The organism is Streptomyces sp. NPDC029151 (assembly GCF_055564315.1).
Window position 1 is genome coordinate 213,318 of the sequence record NZ_JBVHWQ010000001.1, and the last position, 15,409, is coordinate 228,726.

Sequence of the window (15,409 nt, forward strand, 5' to 3'; positions counted from 1 at the left end):
GGCTGCACTGAGTGTCAGGAGACCGGTTCGGGTGCTACGTTCCCGTTCATGAGCTCCAGCAGCGCGGTGCCGGCCGCGAAGCCGCCGATCCGGGACGCCCTGGTGGCGGCGGCCTTCCGGCTCTTCCTGGAACGCGGGTACGAGCAGACCACGGTGGACGACATCGTGGCGCTGGCCGGGGTCGGACGGCGTTCGTTCTTCCGCTACTTCCCCTCGAAGGAGGACGTGGTCTTCCCCGACCACGAGCGCTGCCTGGCCGAGATGACCGCCTTCCTCGCGGCGGGCGGCGCCGAGCACGAGCCGGTGCGGCGGGTGTGCGACGCGGCCCGGCTGGTGCTGCGGATGTACGCCGAGAACCCGACCTTCTCCGTCCAGCGCTACCGCCTCACCCGCAAGGTGCCGGGCCTGCGCGCCTACGAGCTGTCGGTGGTGTGGCGCTACGAGCGCGCGCTCGCCGGGTACCTGCGCGCGCGGTTCGCGGGGCGGCCCGACGGGACCCTGCGCGCCGACGTGATCGCGGCCGCGGTCGTCGCCGCGCACAACGACGCGCTGCGTTCCTGGCTGCGGTCGGGCGGCAAGGGGGACCCGGGTGCGGCGGTGGACCACGCCCTGGGGTACGTGCAGAGGACGTTCGGCCGCTCGGCGGCCGACCCGGCCGCGCCCACGCCGGCCACGGCCACTCCCGCGGCGGCCGTCTGGGCCGGCCCCGCCGGCACCGGCGCCGCGGCGGGGCGGCGGGACGACGTGGTCGTGCTGGTGTCGCGCCGGGACGCCCCGCTGTGGCGGGTGGTGCAGGAACTGGAGACGGTGCTCGGCCGAGCCTGACGTCTCGCCCGGGGCCGCGGATGACGATTCTGGGTACGCAGTGCCTTTACGAGTGACACTCAGTGCCATACCCTGTCGGCGTGCACGGTGGCACGGCAACCGTGCGCATGCGTGCACGGTCCGCGCCGGGCACGCGGGATTCCGGCCGAGCGCAGGGAGTTGACCAGCGTGTACCACCACTCAGCAAGCACCTCGCATCCGACGGCCGGTTCCGCGGCGGGCGTTCTCGATCCCGCCGCCGCGGACTCCAAGGACGCCATCCACTTCCAGCGCTGCACCTGGTGCGGCACCGCGACGTACCACCGGCTGCTGTGTCCGGTCTGCCAGGGCAGCGAGCTGCGCACGGAGCGCAGCGAGGGCGTCGGCACGGTCCGCCACTCCACCGTGGTGCACCGCAACACACCGGCGGCGCGCAACGTGTCGCTGATAGAGATGGCCGAGGGGTTCGTCGTACGGGGCCGGGTCATGGGCCCGCCGGTCGGGATCCACAGCGGCGACCGGGTGCGGTTGTCCACCGCCAAGGACCCGGTGCGCGGCGAGCCCGTCTTCCAGCTGCTGGACGAGCCGTACCGGGCCTGGACCTGACCGTCCCGCCCCGCTGAGCACCTGCCGCCCGGCCTCCCTCGCGCCACTCCTCGCACCCGGCCGGATCCGGCCCCTCCCACCCCGGTGTGATCCAACACCTCGCCGTCACAGGCAACCCGCGGTCCCCGCTCTCCATCCTCCGGGAGCGAGGGACTCCCGGGACGGCCGGGACGTCCGTGGTCGGGGTTCGAGGAGGAACTGTGGTCCGTGCCCGGCGCATATGGGTGACCGCCGCCGCGTTGCTCGCGGTGGCGGGAGCATCCCCGGGGGTGGCAGTCGCCGACGCCCAACCACCCGGCGGTACCGGCGCGTCGGCGGCCGACGGCGCTACGCCGCTGCCGCCGGGGTGGAAACTGACCGGTGGGGGGCCGGCGCCGCAGCTGGTGTGGCGGTCGGACCGGCGGGTGCCGATGGGGGACGCACGGGTCGAATTCCGTGCGGAAGGAAGGCTGTTGGGCGTGCCGCGGCCGGGCGCGGACGGGCGCACCTTCCGGCTGCCGCTCGACGGAGGGCGGGCCACCGTCCCGCACGGGCTGGAAGTCTGGTCCGGCGGGCGGCGGTTGGACGCGCGGGAGGCGTCCGGTGCCGCGTCGGCGGCCCGGTTGCCGGCGCCGCTGCCGGCGAACGGCGTCGACCCGGGCAAGCCGGGCTCGTTCCGCACCAGGACCGGCGAGTACGGGCTGAAGCCGGTCCGGCTGCCGGGCTTCCCGGCGCCGGTGGAGATGCGCGCGGTGGTCGTCGCCCCGGTCGGCGCGTCCGGCAGGCGCCCGCTGGCGTTGTTCCTGCACGGCCGGCACGTCACCTGCTACACGGGGCGCGAGGACGTCACCGGTTCCTGGCCCTGCCCGGCCGGGACCAAGCCGGTGCCCAGTCACCGCGGTTACCTGCAGGACCAGAAGCTGCTCGCCTCCCAGGGCTATGTGACCGTGTCGATCTCGGCCAACGGGATCAACGGGCAGGACTTCGCGGCGGAGGACGGCGGCGCGCAGGCCCGGTCGTCGCTGGTGCGGCTGCACCTCGCACACTGGGCCGAGTGGGCCGAGCACCCCGGGACCGCGCCGCAGGCGGTCCGTGAGGCGCCCCGTGCCGATCTGTCGCGGGTGCTGCTGGTCGGGCACTCGCGGGGCGGCGAGGGCGTCAACCGGGCCGCGCTGGACAGCCTCGCCCCGCCGCCCGCCGGACAGGACGGCTACCACGGGCCGGTGCGCTGGAACATCCGCGGCACCGTCCTCATCGGCCCGACCGTCTTCGGTCAGAACCCGGTACCGGACGTGCCGTCGGTGTCCATCCTGCCGGGCTGCGACGGCGACGTCTCCGACCTGCAGGGCGAGGTGTACGTCGACGGCACGCGCGGGGTCGGCAACGGCACCGCGCTGCACAGCGCGGTGTACGTGATCGGCGCCAACCACAACTTCTTCAACTCGGAGTGGACGCCCGGCCGGTCCGCGGCGCCCGCCGAGGACGACTTCTCCGACGACCCGCGGCACCACGATCCGGTGTGCGGCAAGCGGGCCCCGACCCGGCTCACCGCCGACCAGCAGCACCGGGCCGGTTCGACGTACATCGCCGCCGCGGCGCGGCTGTTCCTCGCCGGGGACGACCGGGTACGGCCGCTGCTGGACGGCTCCGGTAAGCGGGCGCCGTCGGCGGACCCGGCCCGGGTGCTCAGTCACGCGGTGGGGGCCGGCCGGGGCGGCGGGTTCCTGCCGGACGGCGGGGTCTCGGTGACCGGCGGCAGGCTGTGCTCCGCGGTGGACCCGAGCCCGGCCAGGACGTGCCTGGGGACGGGTGCCAAGGGATCCTCCCCGCACTTCGCGCAGTGGGAGACCGACCGGGAGGCGGGCCGGCACGCGATCGCGCTGCGCTGGACGCGTGCCGGCACCCCGGCCCGGGTGACCGCGAAGAAGCCGGTGTCGCTGTCCGGGGCCGAGGCGCTGGCGCTGCGGCTGTTCGTGCCGCCGAACTCGGGGGCCGCGCCGATGGACGTGTCCCTGACCGACGCTTCGGGCAGGAAGGCGAAGCTCGGCCGGATCAGCCCCGCCGGGCTGCCCGGCAGTGAGCGGACCGCCTCCTACTGGGCGCGGGAGATCCGTGTCCCGCTGACCGCGGCCGGCCGCGCCGGGCTCGACCTGCGCTCGGTCACCTCCCTGGAGCTGACGCCGCGTTCGGGGTCCGGGCGGGCGTGGCTGATGGACGCGTGGGGCTGGCGGCCCGGGACGCCCGCGGTGCGGACGGACGCGCTCCCGCGCGTGGACATCGGCCGCAGGACCGTGGACGAGGGTGACGCGGGTGTGCGGACCTACCGGGTGCCCGTCCAGGTCACGGGCCGGGGCGGCAGCGGCCAGGTCCGGGTGTACGTCCTTGACCCGGTCACCGGGAAGACCACGGACCGGCTGGTGACGGTGCGTCCGGGCGGTCATGACATCGACGTACCGGTCGAGGTGAAGGGCGACACCCGCTACGGCGCCGACGTGTCGTACGACGTGCTGGTGAAGGCGGTCCGCGGTGCGGTCGTCGGTTCCTACCGGGGCGGGATCACCGTCCACGACGACGATCCGGCGCCCACGATGACCGTGACGCCGGTCGCCGGCGCGGTGACCGAGGGACAGTCGCTGAAGTGGCGGCTGTCGTTGTCGGAGGCGGTGGACGTCGACATGAACGCGCTGTTCGCGGTCGCGCCGGCCACCGCTCCCGAGCTCTCCACCAAGGACGTCCCGGCGGGCTGGCTGCGGGACATGACCGGGGAGAAGCCCGATCCCGAGCGTCCGCTGTCCAAGCTGTCCGGGCTCTATCTGTGGGTGGACGTCCCGGCGGGACGGACCAGCGCCGACATCACCCTGCCCACGGTGAGGGACCGGGTCCGGGAGGGCACGGAGTCGGTGCGGTTCCGGCAGGTCGACCCGCGGACCGGGGAACCCGGGACCGGCGGCCTCGAACTGGCGGGTTCGGTGCGCGACGCGTCGTAGGACGCCGGGACCCGGGTGTCCCCCGCCCCGCCGGCGTCCGGGTGGCCCTCACTCCGCGAGGGTCACCCGGATGCCGACCGTGCCGTCCAGACCGCGCCGGAGCCGGCTGCCCAGCAGGGTGAGGCGGCCGAGGATGCCGTACTTGCGGGCGATGAGGGTCCGGTAGCGGGCGGTGGTGGCCGCGTCGGTGATCTCGGCGGTGGCGGGGAGCTGGTCGCCGGTGGGGTTGCCGCGCAGGTCGCAGGGGCCGACGAGGACGTCGGCGCGGCGCCGGATCCGTTTGACCTTCCAGCTGTCGGCGGCCGTCCACACGCCGAGGGTGCCGCCGTCCCGGACCACCCAGACCGGGGTGGCGACCGGACTGCCGTTCTTGCGGTAGCTGGTCACCAGCAGGTACTTGCCGGTTCCGAGCCGGCCGAGCCGCGTGTCGTCCATGCCCGCCAGTCTAGGAGGCGGCCCGCCGCGCGCGTGGCCGCCGACCGGGCGCACCGGCGGCCGCGCCCGGCACGGTGTCCCGCCGGACCGTGGCCCGGTGACCGCGCCGCCGGGGCGGCGGGGCCGGGTCAGAGGTGGCCGCTGTTGAGCAGCCGGTCGGGGGTGTCGGAGCGGACACCGCGCACGACACCCCGGGTGGCCGTGCGGTCGAGCCAGACGTGGACCTCGCGGGCCGTGGCCCGGGGGTGTGCCGACAGGTAGAGCGCGACCACGCCGGTCGCGTGCGGCGCGGCCCACGACGTCGCACCGTACTCCTCGGTGGTCGTGCCGCCGCCGGCGAGGGCGGCGGTCACCTTCTGGCCGGGGGCGTACAGGTCCACGCACCGTCCGTAGTCCGACCCGTAGGAGCCGCCGTCGCTCCACACGTGGTCGTTCGAGGTGGAGGCCGCCACGACGATCGTGCCGGGGACTCCGGCCGGTGAGTGCCGGCAGGCGTCGTCATGGTAGTTGCCGGCCGAGACCACGGTCGGTATCCCCGCGTCGACCATCTTCTTCACGGCGGAGTCCAGCGCCGCCGACCGGTGGTCGAAGTTGAGCGACATGTTCACCACCGCGGGCTTCTGCGCGTGTGTGGTGACCCACTTGACGGATTTCACCACGGCCGCCTCGGCCGCCGCGGGGGTGCCGCCGCCCTCGCTCTCGCACAGGATGCCCTGGACCCGTACGAGCTGCGCCTTGGGAGCCACCCCGTACTTCGCCCCGCCGATGATGCCGGCGACGAACGTGCCATGGCCGCCCCCGTCCTCGCCGAAGCAGTCACCGGAGTCCTTCCTGCCCACGAAGTCGGCGCCGAGGTGGGCGCGTCCGCCGAACTCCTGGTGGGCGATGTCCATCCCGGTGTCGATGACGTAGACGTGAACGCCCTTGCCCGTGGCGGTCGTGGTGAACGTCCCGTCCAGGGGCCGTTTCCTCTGGTCCAGGATGTCCAGGTTCCACGGCACGCGGCGGGTGAGCGGCGACGCACCGGTCCCCGCGGTCCCGGACAGCTTCCCGACGCTTCCGGCGGACATCGCCGCCGACCCGGACGACGCCCCGTCGCCGGAGGGCGCCGCCGGTTCCGCCTTCCCGTGCGCGGAGGGCTTCGTCCCGCTCCCCGCGGCGGCCGCGCCGGCTTCCCCGCCGCAGGCCGAGGCCCCGAGTACCGTCGCCATGGCCACCGCCATGAGACCTGCCTTCGTCACGTTCCGTACCACGACGTCCCCCACATCCCCGTTCGGTGCTCGGTCAGCGCGCAAGACGACCACGGGGGGCCGGCGGTTCCCGCGAGGTCCGCGAAGGGCCGGCGCGTCGCCCTCGTGGGTGGGAGGCGGCCGCGGCCCGCGCGCACGCACCCGGGCTCCTCCGTACCCGGGTGCGAGAGGCGAAGCGCCGGAATCCGGCCCGGTTCCGGCTCCGTCACGGGATGATGAGCGGGTGACATCCCAACAGCTGCGCATCCGTACCGAGTCCGGGTCCGGCGAGACCGGCCAGGGGGTCGACGAGCTGGCGTCCCTCTTCGACTGGCTGCGTCACGAGGAAGCACTGCGCGGACGGGTCCGCGTGGAACACGCCCCCATCGGGCGGGGCGAGATGGGCGGCGGGCTGGACGCCCTGGTGGTGGCCATCGGCCCCGGTGGCGTGGGCGCGGCCGCGGCAGGCGCGCTGGCCGGCGCTCTGGCCACCTGGTTCCGGCATCGCCGTGCGGACCTGCGGATCACGCTCACCGACGAGAACGGCCGCACCGTCGAGGTGGACGGCAAGCGCGTCGACGTCCCCACGCTGGTGGAGCTCGTCGGGCGGCTGCTGGCGGACGGGGAGGCAGGCAGGGACCGGGAGACGGACGGGGACGGGGAGGGGACGCCGGAGTGACCCGGTTCCCGGATCCCGCCGGTTCGCGGGCCGTCCTGATCGGCGTGAGCCGGTACGAGCACCCCGGGCTGCCGGGGATCCCGGCCGTGCGGGCGAACCTCACGGATCTCAGGGCGCTCCTCACGGATCCGGTCGGCGGGACGCTGCGGGACGAACACTGCGTCGTCGTCGGCGAGCCCGGGGACCCCACCGGCATCGGCCTCCCCGTCACCGAGGCGGCCGGCCAGGCCACGGACGTGCTGCTCGTCTACTACGCCGGTCACGGACTCGTCGACGGGCAGGGCCGGCTCCATCTGACCGTGTCACGGACCGACCCGGCACGGCCGAGTGTGACCGCGCTGCCCTACGAGGTCCTGCGGGAGGCGATGGTCGACAGTCGCGCGAAGGTCGGGGTGCTCGTACTGGACTGCTGCTTCTCCGGCCGGGCGACCGGGCCGATGGGGGACGGGCAAGGGCTGATCGGCGGGCAGATGGACATCGCCGGCACGTACGTCCTCGCCTCGTCGTCGGCGACCAGGCCCTCGCAGGCTGTGCCGGGCGCGACCCACACCGCCTTCACCGGGGCAGTGCTCACGGCGCTGCGCCGGCCGGATCCGCCCACCCTGGACGCGTTGTTCGAAGCGGTGCACCATGACCTCCTCGCCCGGTCGTTGCCGCTGCCCCAGCGGCGGGTGGTGAACGCGGCGGGATCGCTGGCCCTGGTGAAGGGCCCTCCTTCCGTGGCGCCGCCCGACGGCACGCCCCGCGCCACGGGGGCGCCGCCGGCCCGGTGGAACCGGCGCGGGTTCCTGGTCGCGGGCACCGCCGCCGGACTGGCTCTCGGCACCGCCGCCGTGGAATGGACCGTCCACGGCGGGTTCGACCGTGACACACCTCCGTCCGGCGGGCCGTCGAAGAGCGGTTCCCCCGGTGTGGAGGTGATCGGTGCGCCTTCGGGGCAGGCCCCTGCCGATCACCAGGGGGCCGTCCAGTCGGTGGCGTTCCGCCCCGGTGGAAGAATCCTGGCCGGCGGCAGCACCGATCGGACGATCCGGCTCTGGACGGTGGCCGACCCGGCGAGAACGACACCGCTCGTCTCCCTGACCGCCCCCACCGACGACGTCGACACGGTGGCGTTCAGCCCCGACGGCGGTCTGCTGGCCGGCGGCGGCAACGACAGGTCGGTGAGGCTCTGGCAGACGACCACCCCGGCCAAGCCGAGGCTGCTGAGCCGGCTGACCGGCCACACCGACGCCGTCTTCGCCGTCGCCTTCAATCCCGACAGCACCGTCCTGGCCAGCGGCAGCGCCGACCGGACGCTCCGCCTGTGGAACGTGTCGGACCCCGCGAAGCCGACAGCGATGGGCCGTCCCGGGACCGGCCACACCGACGCCGTCCTCTCCGTGGCGTTCAGTCCCGACCGGAGCCTCCTGGCCACCGGCAGCGCGGACGACTCGATCCTGCTGTGGAACGTGGCCACCCCGCCGTCCGTCGTGGGCGCACCCGTCCCGGGCCACAGGAACCGCGTCCACAGCGTGGCCTTCAGCCCCGACGGCAAGGTGCTGGCCAGCGCCGGCGGGGACCGGATGGTCCGCCTGTGGAGGGTGACCGACCTCGCGCACCCGACCCGGATCGGCGAGCCCCTGGCCGGCCACACCGACGCGGTCTACTGTCTCGCCTTCACCACTGACGGCAAGCTGCTGGCCAGCGCCGGTGCCGACAGGAAGGTACGGCTCTGGGACCTGACCGACCCGGCGGAACCGGCCCCGCTCGGCCACCCCCTCGTCGGTCACACGGGCGCCGTTCACTCCGTCGCCTTCACCACCGACGGCAAGCTGCTGGCCAGCGCGGGCGCCGACCGCGAGGTCCGGCTCTGGACGGTCGCCCGTTAGGTGTGCCGGCCGGTCCCGGCGCCGGGCGGACCGGGGCCTCTCTTTCGCACCAGGGCGGCTCCGGGCGACGGTGCCTGTCGGCCGGCCCGACCCCGCGACCCCGGCAAGATCCGGAAGGGAGGCCCTAGGAGGCCGTGTCCTCCGCTTCGGGCCGGTTGGCGGTCCACGGCCAGGCGGACTCGCGGCCGGCCTCGATGAGGCCGACCATCCGGAACGCGGCGTCCGTGAGGCCGCCGAAGGTGTGCCGGTGGGGGCCCGCGGGACCGTGGGCGGGCCGGTACCCCGCCAGGTTCCACGTGTAGACGGGGATGTCGGCCGGGACCGGTTCGGCCGGGCCGCCGGGGCCGTGGGGGGCGGCCTGCTCGTCGGTGACGATCAGGACCCGGTCGTGGTCCCGGTAATGGGTGCGCACCGCCTTCGTGGTGTGGGTGCCGCCGAGTGCGTGGAACCGTTTCAGCACCTCGAGGACCGGCTCGCCCGGCTCGAACGGCACTTCTGCGCTGCGCCAGCCGAACTCCACCAGATCCGCCTGCTCGGCGCGCATGGCCAGCGCGGTACCGAACACGGCCGCCGCGTCCGCCCGGGTCAGCCGGGACCGCTCGGAGACGGTGTCCCAGAACATGGAGTCCGATCGGTCCACCAGGACGAGGGTCCGGCCGGGCAGGGCGGGTACGCAGGCCAGGGAGTGACCCAGTGCCCGTTCCAGTGCCGCTGCCCAGCGCGGCGACGGCGCGTGCCGGTGGGCGGCCAGGTAGCGGAAGGGGAACTGCCGGGACCGGGCGACCCCGGAGGCGTCCGAGAGCCGTGCGGCGACCCGGGCCGCGACCTCGTCCGAGATCCCCGCCTCGTCGAAGTTCCGCAGGTTCCGCAGGAGCGCCATCGGCGCCATCGTGGGGATCACGGCTTCCCAGACGGCGGCGTCCACCGGCCCCTGCAGCCAGCCCGCCACGGCCTCCCACGTCATGCCGGCCGCGGCCAGCCGTTCGGGACCGCCCGGCCCGGTCACCACCGCCCGCCGCTCCCCCACGGCCGTCTCCATCAGCGCCCGGTGGGCGGTCAGCAGGTGGTCGGAGGCCGGCGGTACCGCCTGCTCCGGATGGTGGCGGCGGTCCAGGGCGTACCGGAAGAGCGCGGCCTGCCAGGGCTTCTCCGGGTCGGGGCCGGCGTGGACCAGGTTGAGCACGTCGCCGAAGCGGAAGCTCCTGGACGGGGTGTCGTACTTGAGCAGGGACCGGGACGTGTACAGCCGGCGTACGGCGTCGGCGACGCCCCGTTTGACGGGCTGCGGCACGTTCCGCCCGTAGGCCGAGATCCAGTGGGCGAGCAGCTCGCCGGGCTCGTCGGCGCGCTGGAGCACCGAGTCGATCACGGACCGGTTGGACGGGCCGCCGGTCGCCCCGGCCCGGAGCCGGGCCCGTACGTACGCGGCGGCACCCACCAGGGACGCCGTGCGCATGTTGCCCTCGCCGCGGAGCCAGCGCAGCAGGCCGGCCGTCCACACCGGGTCCTGGACGGCGAGTTCACCGACGAGGCGGGTGTACCGGTCGTCCCGGTCCGCGGCGCTCTCGTAGAAGGTCTCCTGGGAGACGAAGTTGCCGACCGCGAGGAGGAACAGTTCCTCGCGGGGCTCCCGGACGAAGGCGGGGCCGCCCTCGTGGGTGCGGAAGTCCCGCGCGGCGGGTGCGTGAGGGCTCCGTGGTGGCTGCGGGGAGCGGGCGGCCGCCGCCGAAACGTGCGGGGCGACGAGCATCTCGGGCCAGATCTTGGAGACGCGTGGGGTGTGACGAGGCAGCGAATCCCCCCGGATTCGAGGCAGGGAACGGCCCGGTCCAGGGGCCGACGCGACGGGTGAGGGCGCCCGCGCCCGCCGAGATCAAAGAGGCGGCGGCGTCACTTGGTTGTCAGAGGAAGTAGCCGCAGCCGAGCGCATCGGAGGCGCGGTCGCGATGCCAACCTACAAGGGCCACCGGGCCGCGCACCAGCGAATTGAATCCGTGGCTCGGCCGACGGTCGTGTGCGGAGGGCGGCCGGCGCCGGGCGGGGGCGGCGCGGTGCCGGAAGGGGAGGCACGGGTAGTCGGGTGTGGGGTCGGTGGGACGGAGGACTGTCACGTGGACGGAGGGCTGTGACGTGGACGCAGGCGGGGTCGGCGGGGCGCGTGGACCGTGGGCGGCGGCGGGCCGCGTCCTGGAGGTCGCCTGCGACGAGTCCGGGTCGGACGGGCAGAACCTGGTCGGCGGGAACACCGAGGTGTTCGCGCACGCGAGCGTGGCCCTGCCGGTGGAGGCGGCCCTGGAGTGCGTCGGGGAGATCCGGCGCCGGATCCGCTCGCCCGCCGAGGAGTACAAGGCGGGTCATCTGCTGCGCGAGAAGCACCGGGCGGTGCTGGTGTGGCTGCTGGCCGAGGACGGGCCGGTGCACGGGCGGGCCCATGTGCACCTGACGGAGAAGGCGTTCCTGGTCGTGGACAGGGTCGTGGGGCTGCTGTCGGCCGGCCCGGAGGACTCCGTCGCCCTGTACCGGCGCGGGCCGGAGGACTTCGGTGCCGCGGGGTGGCGGGAGTTCCTGGTGACCGCCAACGCACTCCTGCGGGTGGGCCCGGGCGGGGCCGGGGACGCGACCGGAGAGGCGTTCTTCACGACCGTCGACCGGCTCGTACGGTCGGCTCCCGGATCCGGGGCCGCGGTGATCCTCGGCCGGCTGGCCGCGGCCCGGTCGCGGGCGGAGGACTACCGGGCCCGGATGCGGACGCTGCCGGCCCTCTTCCCGGTGCTCGATCCGCTGTTCCCGGCGGTCCGGCACACGGCCGCGCACTGGAGCGCGGGCGGGCGGCCGGTGGTGCTCGTGCACGACCGGCAGAACGCGCTGACGCCGGGACGGATCGCCCGGATCGTGCAGTCCGCCCGGCGGGACGGGATCGCGCTGGCCGGGCTGCGGCTGGTCGACTCCCGGGACGACGCCCGGGAGTCGATCGCCGACTTCCTGGCCGGAGCCGCCCGCAAGATCGCCTCGGACGAGCTGGCCGGTGCGGGCGATCCGGAGCTGACGGCCCGTCTGCGGCCCTATGTGGGGGCGGAGTCGGTGTGGAGCGACGCGCGCAGCTGGGCGCGGCTCGCTCCGGGCGCGGAAACCCCGGGCCGGTCTGCGGAGACCGGCCCGGGCGTCTAGATTGCGTGCTGCACGGTGTACTTCCCGCAGGTTCTCCCTCAGGTATCCAGGAGCTGACCCACGTGACCGACAACCCGGCAGCCACCAACGACGTGGCCGCGTCGCTGCGCGCCCGCATCAACACCGGCCAGCCGCACACCGCCCGGATCTGGAACTACTGGCTGGGCGGCAAGGACCACTACGAGGTCGACCGTGCGGCCGGCGACCAGATCCGGCAACTGCACCCGGGTATCGGGGAGTACGCGCGCGCCGACCGGCTCTTCCTGGGCCGGGCCGTGCGCCATCTGGTCGGCGAGGTGGGCATCCGGCAGTTCCTGGACATCGGCACCGGGCTGCCCACCGCCGACAACACCCACGAGGTGGCGCAGCGGATCGCGCCGGAGTCCCGGATCGTGTACGTCGACAACGACCCGCTCGTCCTGGCGCACGCGCGTGCCCTGCTGACCAGCACGCCGGAGGGCCGTACCGACTATCTGGACGAGGACCTGCGCAATGTCGACGCGATCCTCGAACACGCGGCGAAGACACTGGACTTCAGTGAGCCGGTGGCGCTGATGCTGCTCGGGGTGGTCATCTTCGTCGGTGACGAGGAGGATCCGTACGGCCTGGTGCGGCAGTTGACGGACCGGCTGCCCGCGGGCAGCCATCTGGTGCTGTCGCACACCGTCACCAGCCCGTCGATGCCGGACGTGGACGAGGCGGTGAAGTTCTGGAACGAGCACGGCACTCCGAAGCTGACGCAGCGCACGCCGAAGGACGTGGCCCGGTTCTTCGACGGTCTGGAGCTGCTGGAGCCGGGCGTGGTGTCCTGCTCGAGGTGGCGTCCGGAGGGCGGTACCGGGGCCGAGCCGGAGGAGGTCGCGATGTTCGGCGGGGTGGCCCGCAAGAGCTGACCGGGTGCGGGAGTTCGCCGCCACCGGTGAACGCCGTGGCCCCGGACGCCGTATGGAGGTGCGGGCCCTCGACGGTACGGGGGCCTCGCGGTGCCGGTACGGGCAGCGCGCGTTCGGGTTCGGCTTCGGGAGCCATGCATGCGGCACGCACGACGACGGGTCGTCCGGCGAGTGACACGGCTGGCGGCGGTCGGCGGACTCCTCCTGGGGGGCGCGATGGTCACCCAGGCGGCCATGGCGAGCGAAACGCCCCCCGCCTCCGCCAGACCGCTCGCCGCCAGGGGCGACACGGGTGCCGCGCTGGCGGCGCGGCTCGGCACCGCCCGCACGGCGGGCAACTGGATCGGCGCGGACGGGCGGCCGGTGGTGGCGGTGACCGACGCGACGGCGGCGCGGGAGGTGCGGCGGGCCGGGGCCGAGGCCAAGGTCGTCGCGCACAGCATGGACGAACTGAAGTCGGCGACGGCGACGCTGCGTTCCGCTCCCCGGGTGCCGGGCACGGCGTGGGCGGTGGACTACCGGACCAACCGGGTGGTGGTACGGGCGGACCGCACGGTGTCCGCCGGTGACTGGTCCCGGCTGAGCCGGGTCGCCGCCGGGATCGGCGGTTTTGTGCACATGGAGCGGACGAAGGGCGCGTTCACCACGCGGCTGAACGGCGCCCAGCCGATCCTGTCGACGGGCGGCCGCTGCTCGGCGGGGTTCAACGTCACCAACGGGCAGTCGGAGTTCATCCTGACGGCCGGCCACTGCGGGCCGTCGGGGTCCACCTGGTTCGCCGACAACCAGGGGAACCGGCAGCTCGGCACGACGGTGAACAGCGCGTTCCCGGGCAGTGACTTCTCGCTCGTGCAGTACGACGGCGGCAAGGCGGGCGCGGGTGCCGACGTCGTCGCGATCGGCGGCGGCAAGGGGGTGCGGATCACCGGGGCCGCCGATCCGGCGGTCGGGCAGCGGGTGTTCCGCAGCGGCAGCACCAGCGGTCTGCACGACGGCCAGGTCACCGCGCTGAACGCGACCGTCAACTATCCGGAGGGGACGGTCACCGGGCTCATCGAGACGAACGTGTGCGCCGAGCCGGGGGACAGCGGCGGCCCGATGTTCTCCGAGGGCGTGGCGCTCGGTGTCACCTCGGGCGGGAACGGTGACTGCACGACGGGCGGGACGACGTTCTTCCAGCCGGTGACGAAGGCCCTGACGGCGCTCGGGGTCCGGCTGATCGTGTCGGCGCAGAACGCGGGCGGCACCCCTGGCGGCACTCCCTCCCCCGCGCCGTCGGCGGCGGGTGCCCAGGGGGCGATGGCCCCCAGCGCGGCCTCGCCGGGCTCCTCGGCCCCGGTGACGGGCGCGTCGGAGGGCAGCACCCTGCTGGCGCGGCTGACGGACACCCGGAACGTCGGGCCGGGGCTGCTGGTCATCGCGGGCAGCCTGATCGCGCTGGTCGCGACCCGGTACATCCGGGCCGAGCAGGACCGCAAGGCGTATCAGCGGCACTACTCGGCGACGTGGGGCTGAGCGGACGGTCAGGGCACGACGACAGGGGCACCCGTACACTCACGGGTGCCCCTGGTGCGATGTGCGCGAGGTCGGTCAGACCGCCCGGTGCGGGTGCGGGGCCGCGGCGGCCCACTCCATCACGAGGCGCTGGTACTCCGCGCGCTGCTCGGTGGTCAGTGTCCCGCCCGACCGGCGCCACAGGGCCCGGATCTCCTCGTTGACCTCCGCGGCCGATCGCTCGGAGACGGCTTCAACAGTGGTGGACATGCTGTGAAGCATATGCCGACCGAGGTGAAGACGCTGTGAGTAAGTATCCGCAATCCGGACATTACGGACCGTGTTACTCATCACGTCAATGCGCCGGCCCCGCAGGTCGGCCACCGGCTCAGGTGCCCGGCTTCCGGCCGTACACGAAGACGTCGTCGCCGTTCCTCAGCAGGGACCAGTACTTCTTGGCGTCCTTGGTCGTCATGTTGACGCAGCCGTGCGAACCCGGCGGGTTCCACATGCTCAGGCCCACCGAGTGGAAGGCCTGGCCGCCGTCGAAGAACTGGCTGTAGGGCATCGGCACGTCGTAGATGGTCGAACGGTGGTCGATGTCACGCCAGTAGATCTTCTTCAGGCCGGTGCGCGTCTCGTAGCCGTCGCGTCCGGTGCGCACCGGCACCGGGCCGAAGACGAGCCGGCTGCCGTCCTGGACCCAGCTGAGCTGGAGCGTGAGGTTCACGCAGGCGATCCGGCCCTTGTCCACCGGGCACTTGCCGTCCCTGTTCGGCTTGTTCCCGACGGCCTTCTGCTTGTTCATGAGGTCCATCACCCCCCAGGTGACGGAACCGGCGTAGCCGATCGCCGGGGTGATGCCGTGCTTGTTCTGGAAGGCCTGGATGGCCCGGCAGTCGGTGGCGGACTGCCTGCCGTCGACCGGCCGGCCCAGGAACTTCTCCACCTGCTTCTGGTACGGCCCCGTCCGCGTGGTGCAGCTCGCGGCCTGCGCCGGCGCCGCGGTCAGCGCGAGCGCGAGCGGCGCCACCAGTCCCGTGACGCCCAGCGCCACCACGCCTCTTGTGCGTATAGCCCCCATGGCGGCCTCTTCCCCTTCGCCGTGTGCCGGTTCGATCGCCCGGGCCTCCCCGGTGCTCTCCAGCGCGATTCCCGCGGTCTGTGACTACTAGACCCGCCCGGGCGGGGCAGGGTTGTGGTTCCGGTCAGGCTGTGACGAAACGGTGAACTTCAGGTCGTGACGCCCTCGGCGGAGAAGCGG

At 74.0% G+C, this 15,409-nt stretch carries 13 protein-coding genes; 8 read left to right on the forward strand and 5 right to left on the reverse strand.

Features of this window, described 5'->3' with window-relative positions; genetic code table 11:
* Window positions 1-48: 48 nt before the first annotated feature.
* The 3 genes from ACZ4VF_RS00905 to ACZ4VF_RS00915 all read left to right on the forward strand — a co-directional run bounded on the left by ACZ4VF_RS00905 (window position 49) and on the right by ACZ4VF_RS00915 (window position 4,376).
* A complete protein-coding gene (locus ACZ4VF_RS00905) occupies window positions 49-825 on the forward strand; it encodes a TetR family transcriptional regulator (RefSeq protein ID WP_467922318.1) in 777 nt (258 codons plus the stop codon).
* A gap of 168 nt (window positions 826-993) precedes the next feature.
* Window positions 994-1,410 (forward strand): Zn-ribbon domain-containing OB-fold protein, encoded by a 417-nt coding sequence (locus ACZ4VF_RS00910; protein WP_467922319.1) that lies wholly within the window; start codon window positions 994-996, stop codon window positions 1,408-1,410.
* A 200-nt stretch (window positions 1,411-1,610) separates the two neighbouring features.
* Window positions 1,611-4,376 carry an alpha/beta hydrolase gene (locus ACZ4VF_RS00915; RefSeq protein WP_467922320.1) on the forward strand — a complete coding sequence of 922 codons (2,766 nt, stop codon included), beginning with the start codon at window positions 1,611-1,613 and terminating at the stop codon, window positions 4,374-4,376.
* Window positions 4,377-4,424: 48 nt separating this feature from the next.
* Here ACZ4VF_RS00915 and ACZ4VF_RS00920 read toward each other — a convergent pair whose 3' ends face one another.
* The gene (locus ACZ4VF_RS00920) at window positions 4,425-4,811 is read right to left on the reverse strand and encodes a PPOX class F420-dependent oxidoreductase (protein WP_467922321.1); all 387 of its coding nucleotides are present in this window, start codon (window positions 4,809-4,811) and stop codon (window positions 4,425-4,427) included.
* Window positions 4,812-4,939: 128 nt separating this feature from the next.
* Entirely contained in the window at window positions 4,940-6,052 is a 1,113-nt protein-coding gene (locus ACZ4VF_RS00925; RefSeq protein WP_467922322.1) for a S8 family peptidase, read from the reverse strand.
* Window positions 6,053-6,284: 232 nt separating this feature from the next.
* On the opposite strand from ACZ4VF_RS00925, the gene ACZ4VF_RS00930 reads away from it, so the two are divergent.
* Entirely contained in the window at window positions 6,285-6,719 is a 435-nt protein-coding gene (locus tag ACZ4VF_RS00930; protein WP_467922323.1) for an effector-associated constant component EACC1, read from the forward strand.
* Window positions 6,716-8,590, forward strand: a complete 1,875-nt coding sequence (locus ACZ4VF_RS00935; protein ID WP_467922324.1) for a caspase, EACC1-associated type — start codon at window positions 6,716-6,718, stop codon at window positions 8,588-8,590. The genes ACZ4VF_RS00930 and ACZ4VF_RS00935 overlap by 4 nt, the downstream gene beginning before the upstream one ends.
* Window positions 8,591-8,714: 124 nt before the next feature.
* Here ACZ4VF_RS00935 and ACZ4VF_RS00940 read toward each other — a convergent pair whose 3' ends face one another.
* Entirely contained in the window at window positions 8,715-10,340 is a 1,626-nt protein-coding gene (locus ACZ4VF_RS00940; RefSeq protein ID WP_467922325.1) for a TROVE domain-containing protein, read from the reverse strand.
* A 380-nt stretch (window positions 10,341-10,720) separates the two neighbouring features.
* Between ACZ4VF_RS00940 and ACZ4VF_RS00945 the strand changes: the two genes are divergently transcribed.
* The 3 genes from ACZ4VF_RS00945 to ACZ4VF_RS00955 all read left to right on the forward strand — a co-directional run bounded on the left by ACZ4VF_RS00945 (window position 10,721) and on the right by ACZ4VF_RS00955 (window position 14,166).
* Entirely contained in the window at window positions 10,721-11,758 is a 1,038-nt protein-coding gene (locus ACZ4VF_RS00945; RefSeq protein ID WP_467922327.1) for a hypothetical protein, read from the forward strand.
* Window positions 11,759-11,820: 62 nt separating this feature from the next.
* Window positions 11,821-12,651, forward strand: a complete 831-nt coding sequence (locus ACZ4VF_RS00950) for an SAM-dependent methyltransferase (protein WP_467922328.1) — start codon at window positions 11,821-11,823, stop codon at window positions 12,649-12,651.
* A 138-nt stretch (window positions 12,652-12,789) separates the two neighbouring features.
* On the forward strand, window positions 12,790-14,166 hold the full coding sequence (locus tag ACZ4VF_RS00955; RefSeq protein WP_467922329.1) for a S1 family peptidase: 1,377 nt from the start codon (window positions 12,790-12,792) through the stop codon (window positions 14,164-14,166).
* 75 nt (window positions 14,167-14,241) lie between these two features.
* Here ACZ4VF_RS00955 and ACZ4VF_RS00960 read toward each other — a convergent pair whose 3' ends face one another.
* Together ACZ4VF_RS00960 and ACZ4VF_RS00965 are read right to left on the reverse strand one after the other, a co-directional pair.
* Window positions 14,242-14,427: a hypothetical protein gene (locus ACZ4VF_RS00960; protein ID WP_467922330.1), complete on the reverse strand. Its 186-nt coding sequence runs from the start codon at window positions 14,425-14,427 to the stop codon at window positions 14,242-14,244.
* 106 nt (window positions 14,428-14,533) lie between these two features.
* Window positions 14,534-15,229 (reverse strand): L,D-transpeptidase, encoded by a 696-nt coding sequence (locus tag ACZ4VF_RS00965; protein WP_467922331.1) that lies wholly within the window; start codon window positions 15,227-15,229, stop codon window positions 14,534-14,536.
* Window positions 15,230-15,409 lie beyond the last annotated feature (180 nt).

Bases quoted from the DNA above. Each gene is read 5' to 3' on its own strand.
- ACZ4VF_RS00905 (WP_467922318.1), top strand. From the start codon at position 49: ATGAGCTCCAGCAGCGCGGTGCCGGCCGCGAAGCCGCCGATCCGGGAC.
- ACZ4VF_RS00920 (WP_467922321.1), bottom strand. From the start codon at position 4,811: ATGGACGACACGCGGCTCGGCCGGCTCGGAACCGGCAAGTACCTGCTG.
- ACZ4VF_RS00940 (WP_467922325.1), bottom strand. From the start codon at position 10,340: ATGCTCGTCGCCCCGCACGTTTCGGCGGCGGCCGCCCGCTCCCCGCAG.
- ACZ4VF_RS00955 (WP_467922329.1), top strand. From the start codon at position 12,790: ATGCGGCACGCACGACGACGGGTCGTCCGGCGAGTGACACGGCTGGCG.
- ACZ4VF_RS00960 (WP_467922330.1), bottom strand. From the start codon at position 14,427: ATGCTTCACAGCATGTCCACCACTGTTGAAGCCGTCTCCGAGCGATCG.
- ACZ4VF_RS00965 (WP_467922331.1), bottom strand. From the start codon at position 15,229: ATGGGGGCTATACGCACAAGAGGCGTGGTGGCGCTGGGCGTCACGGGA.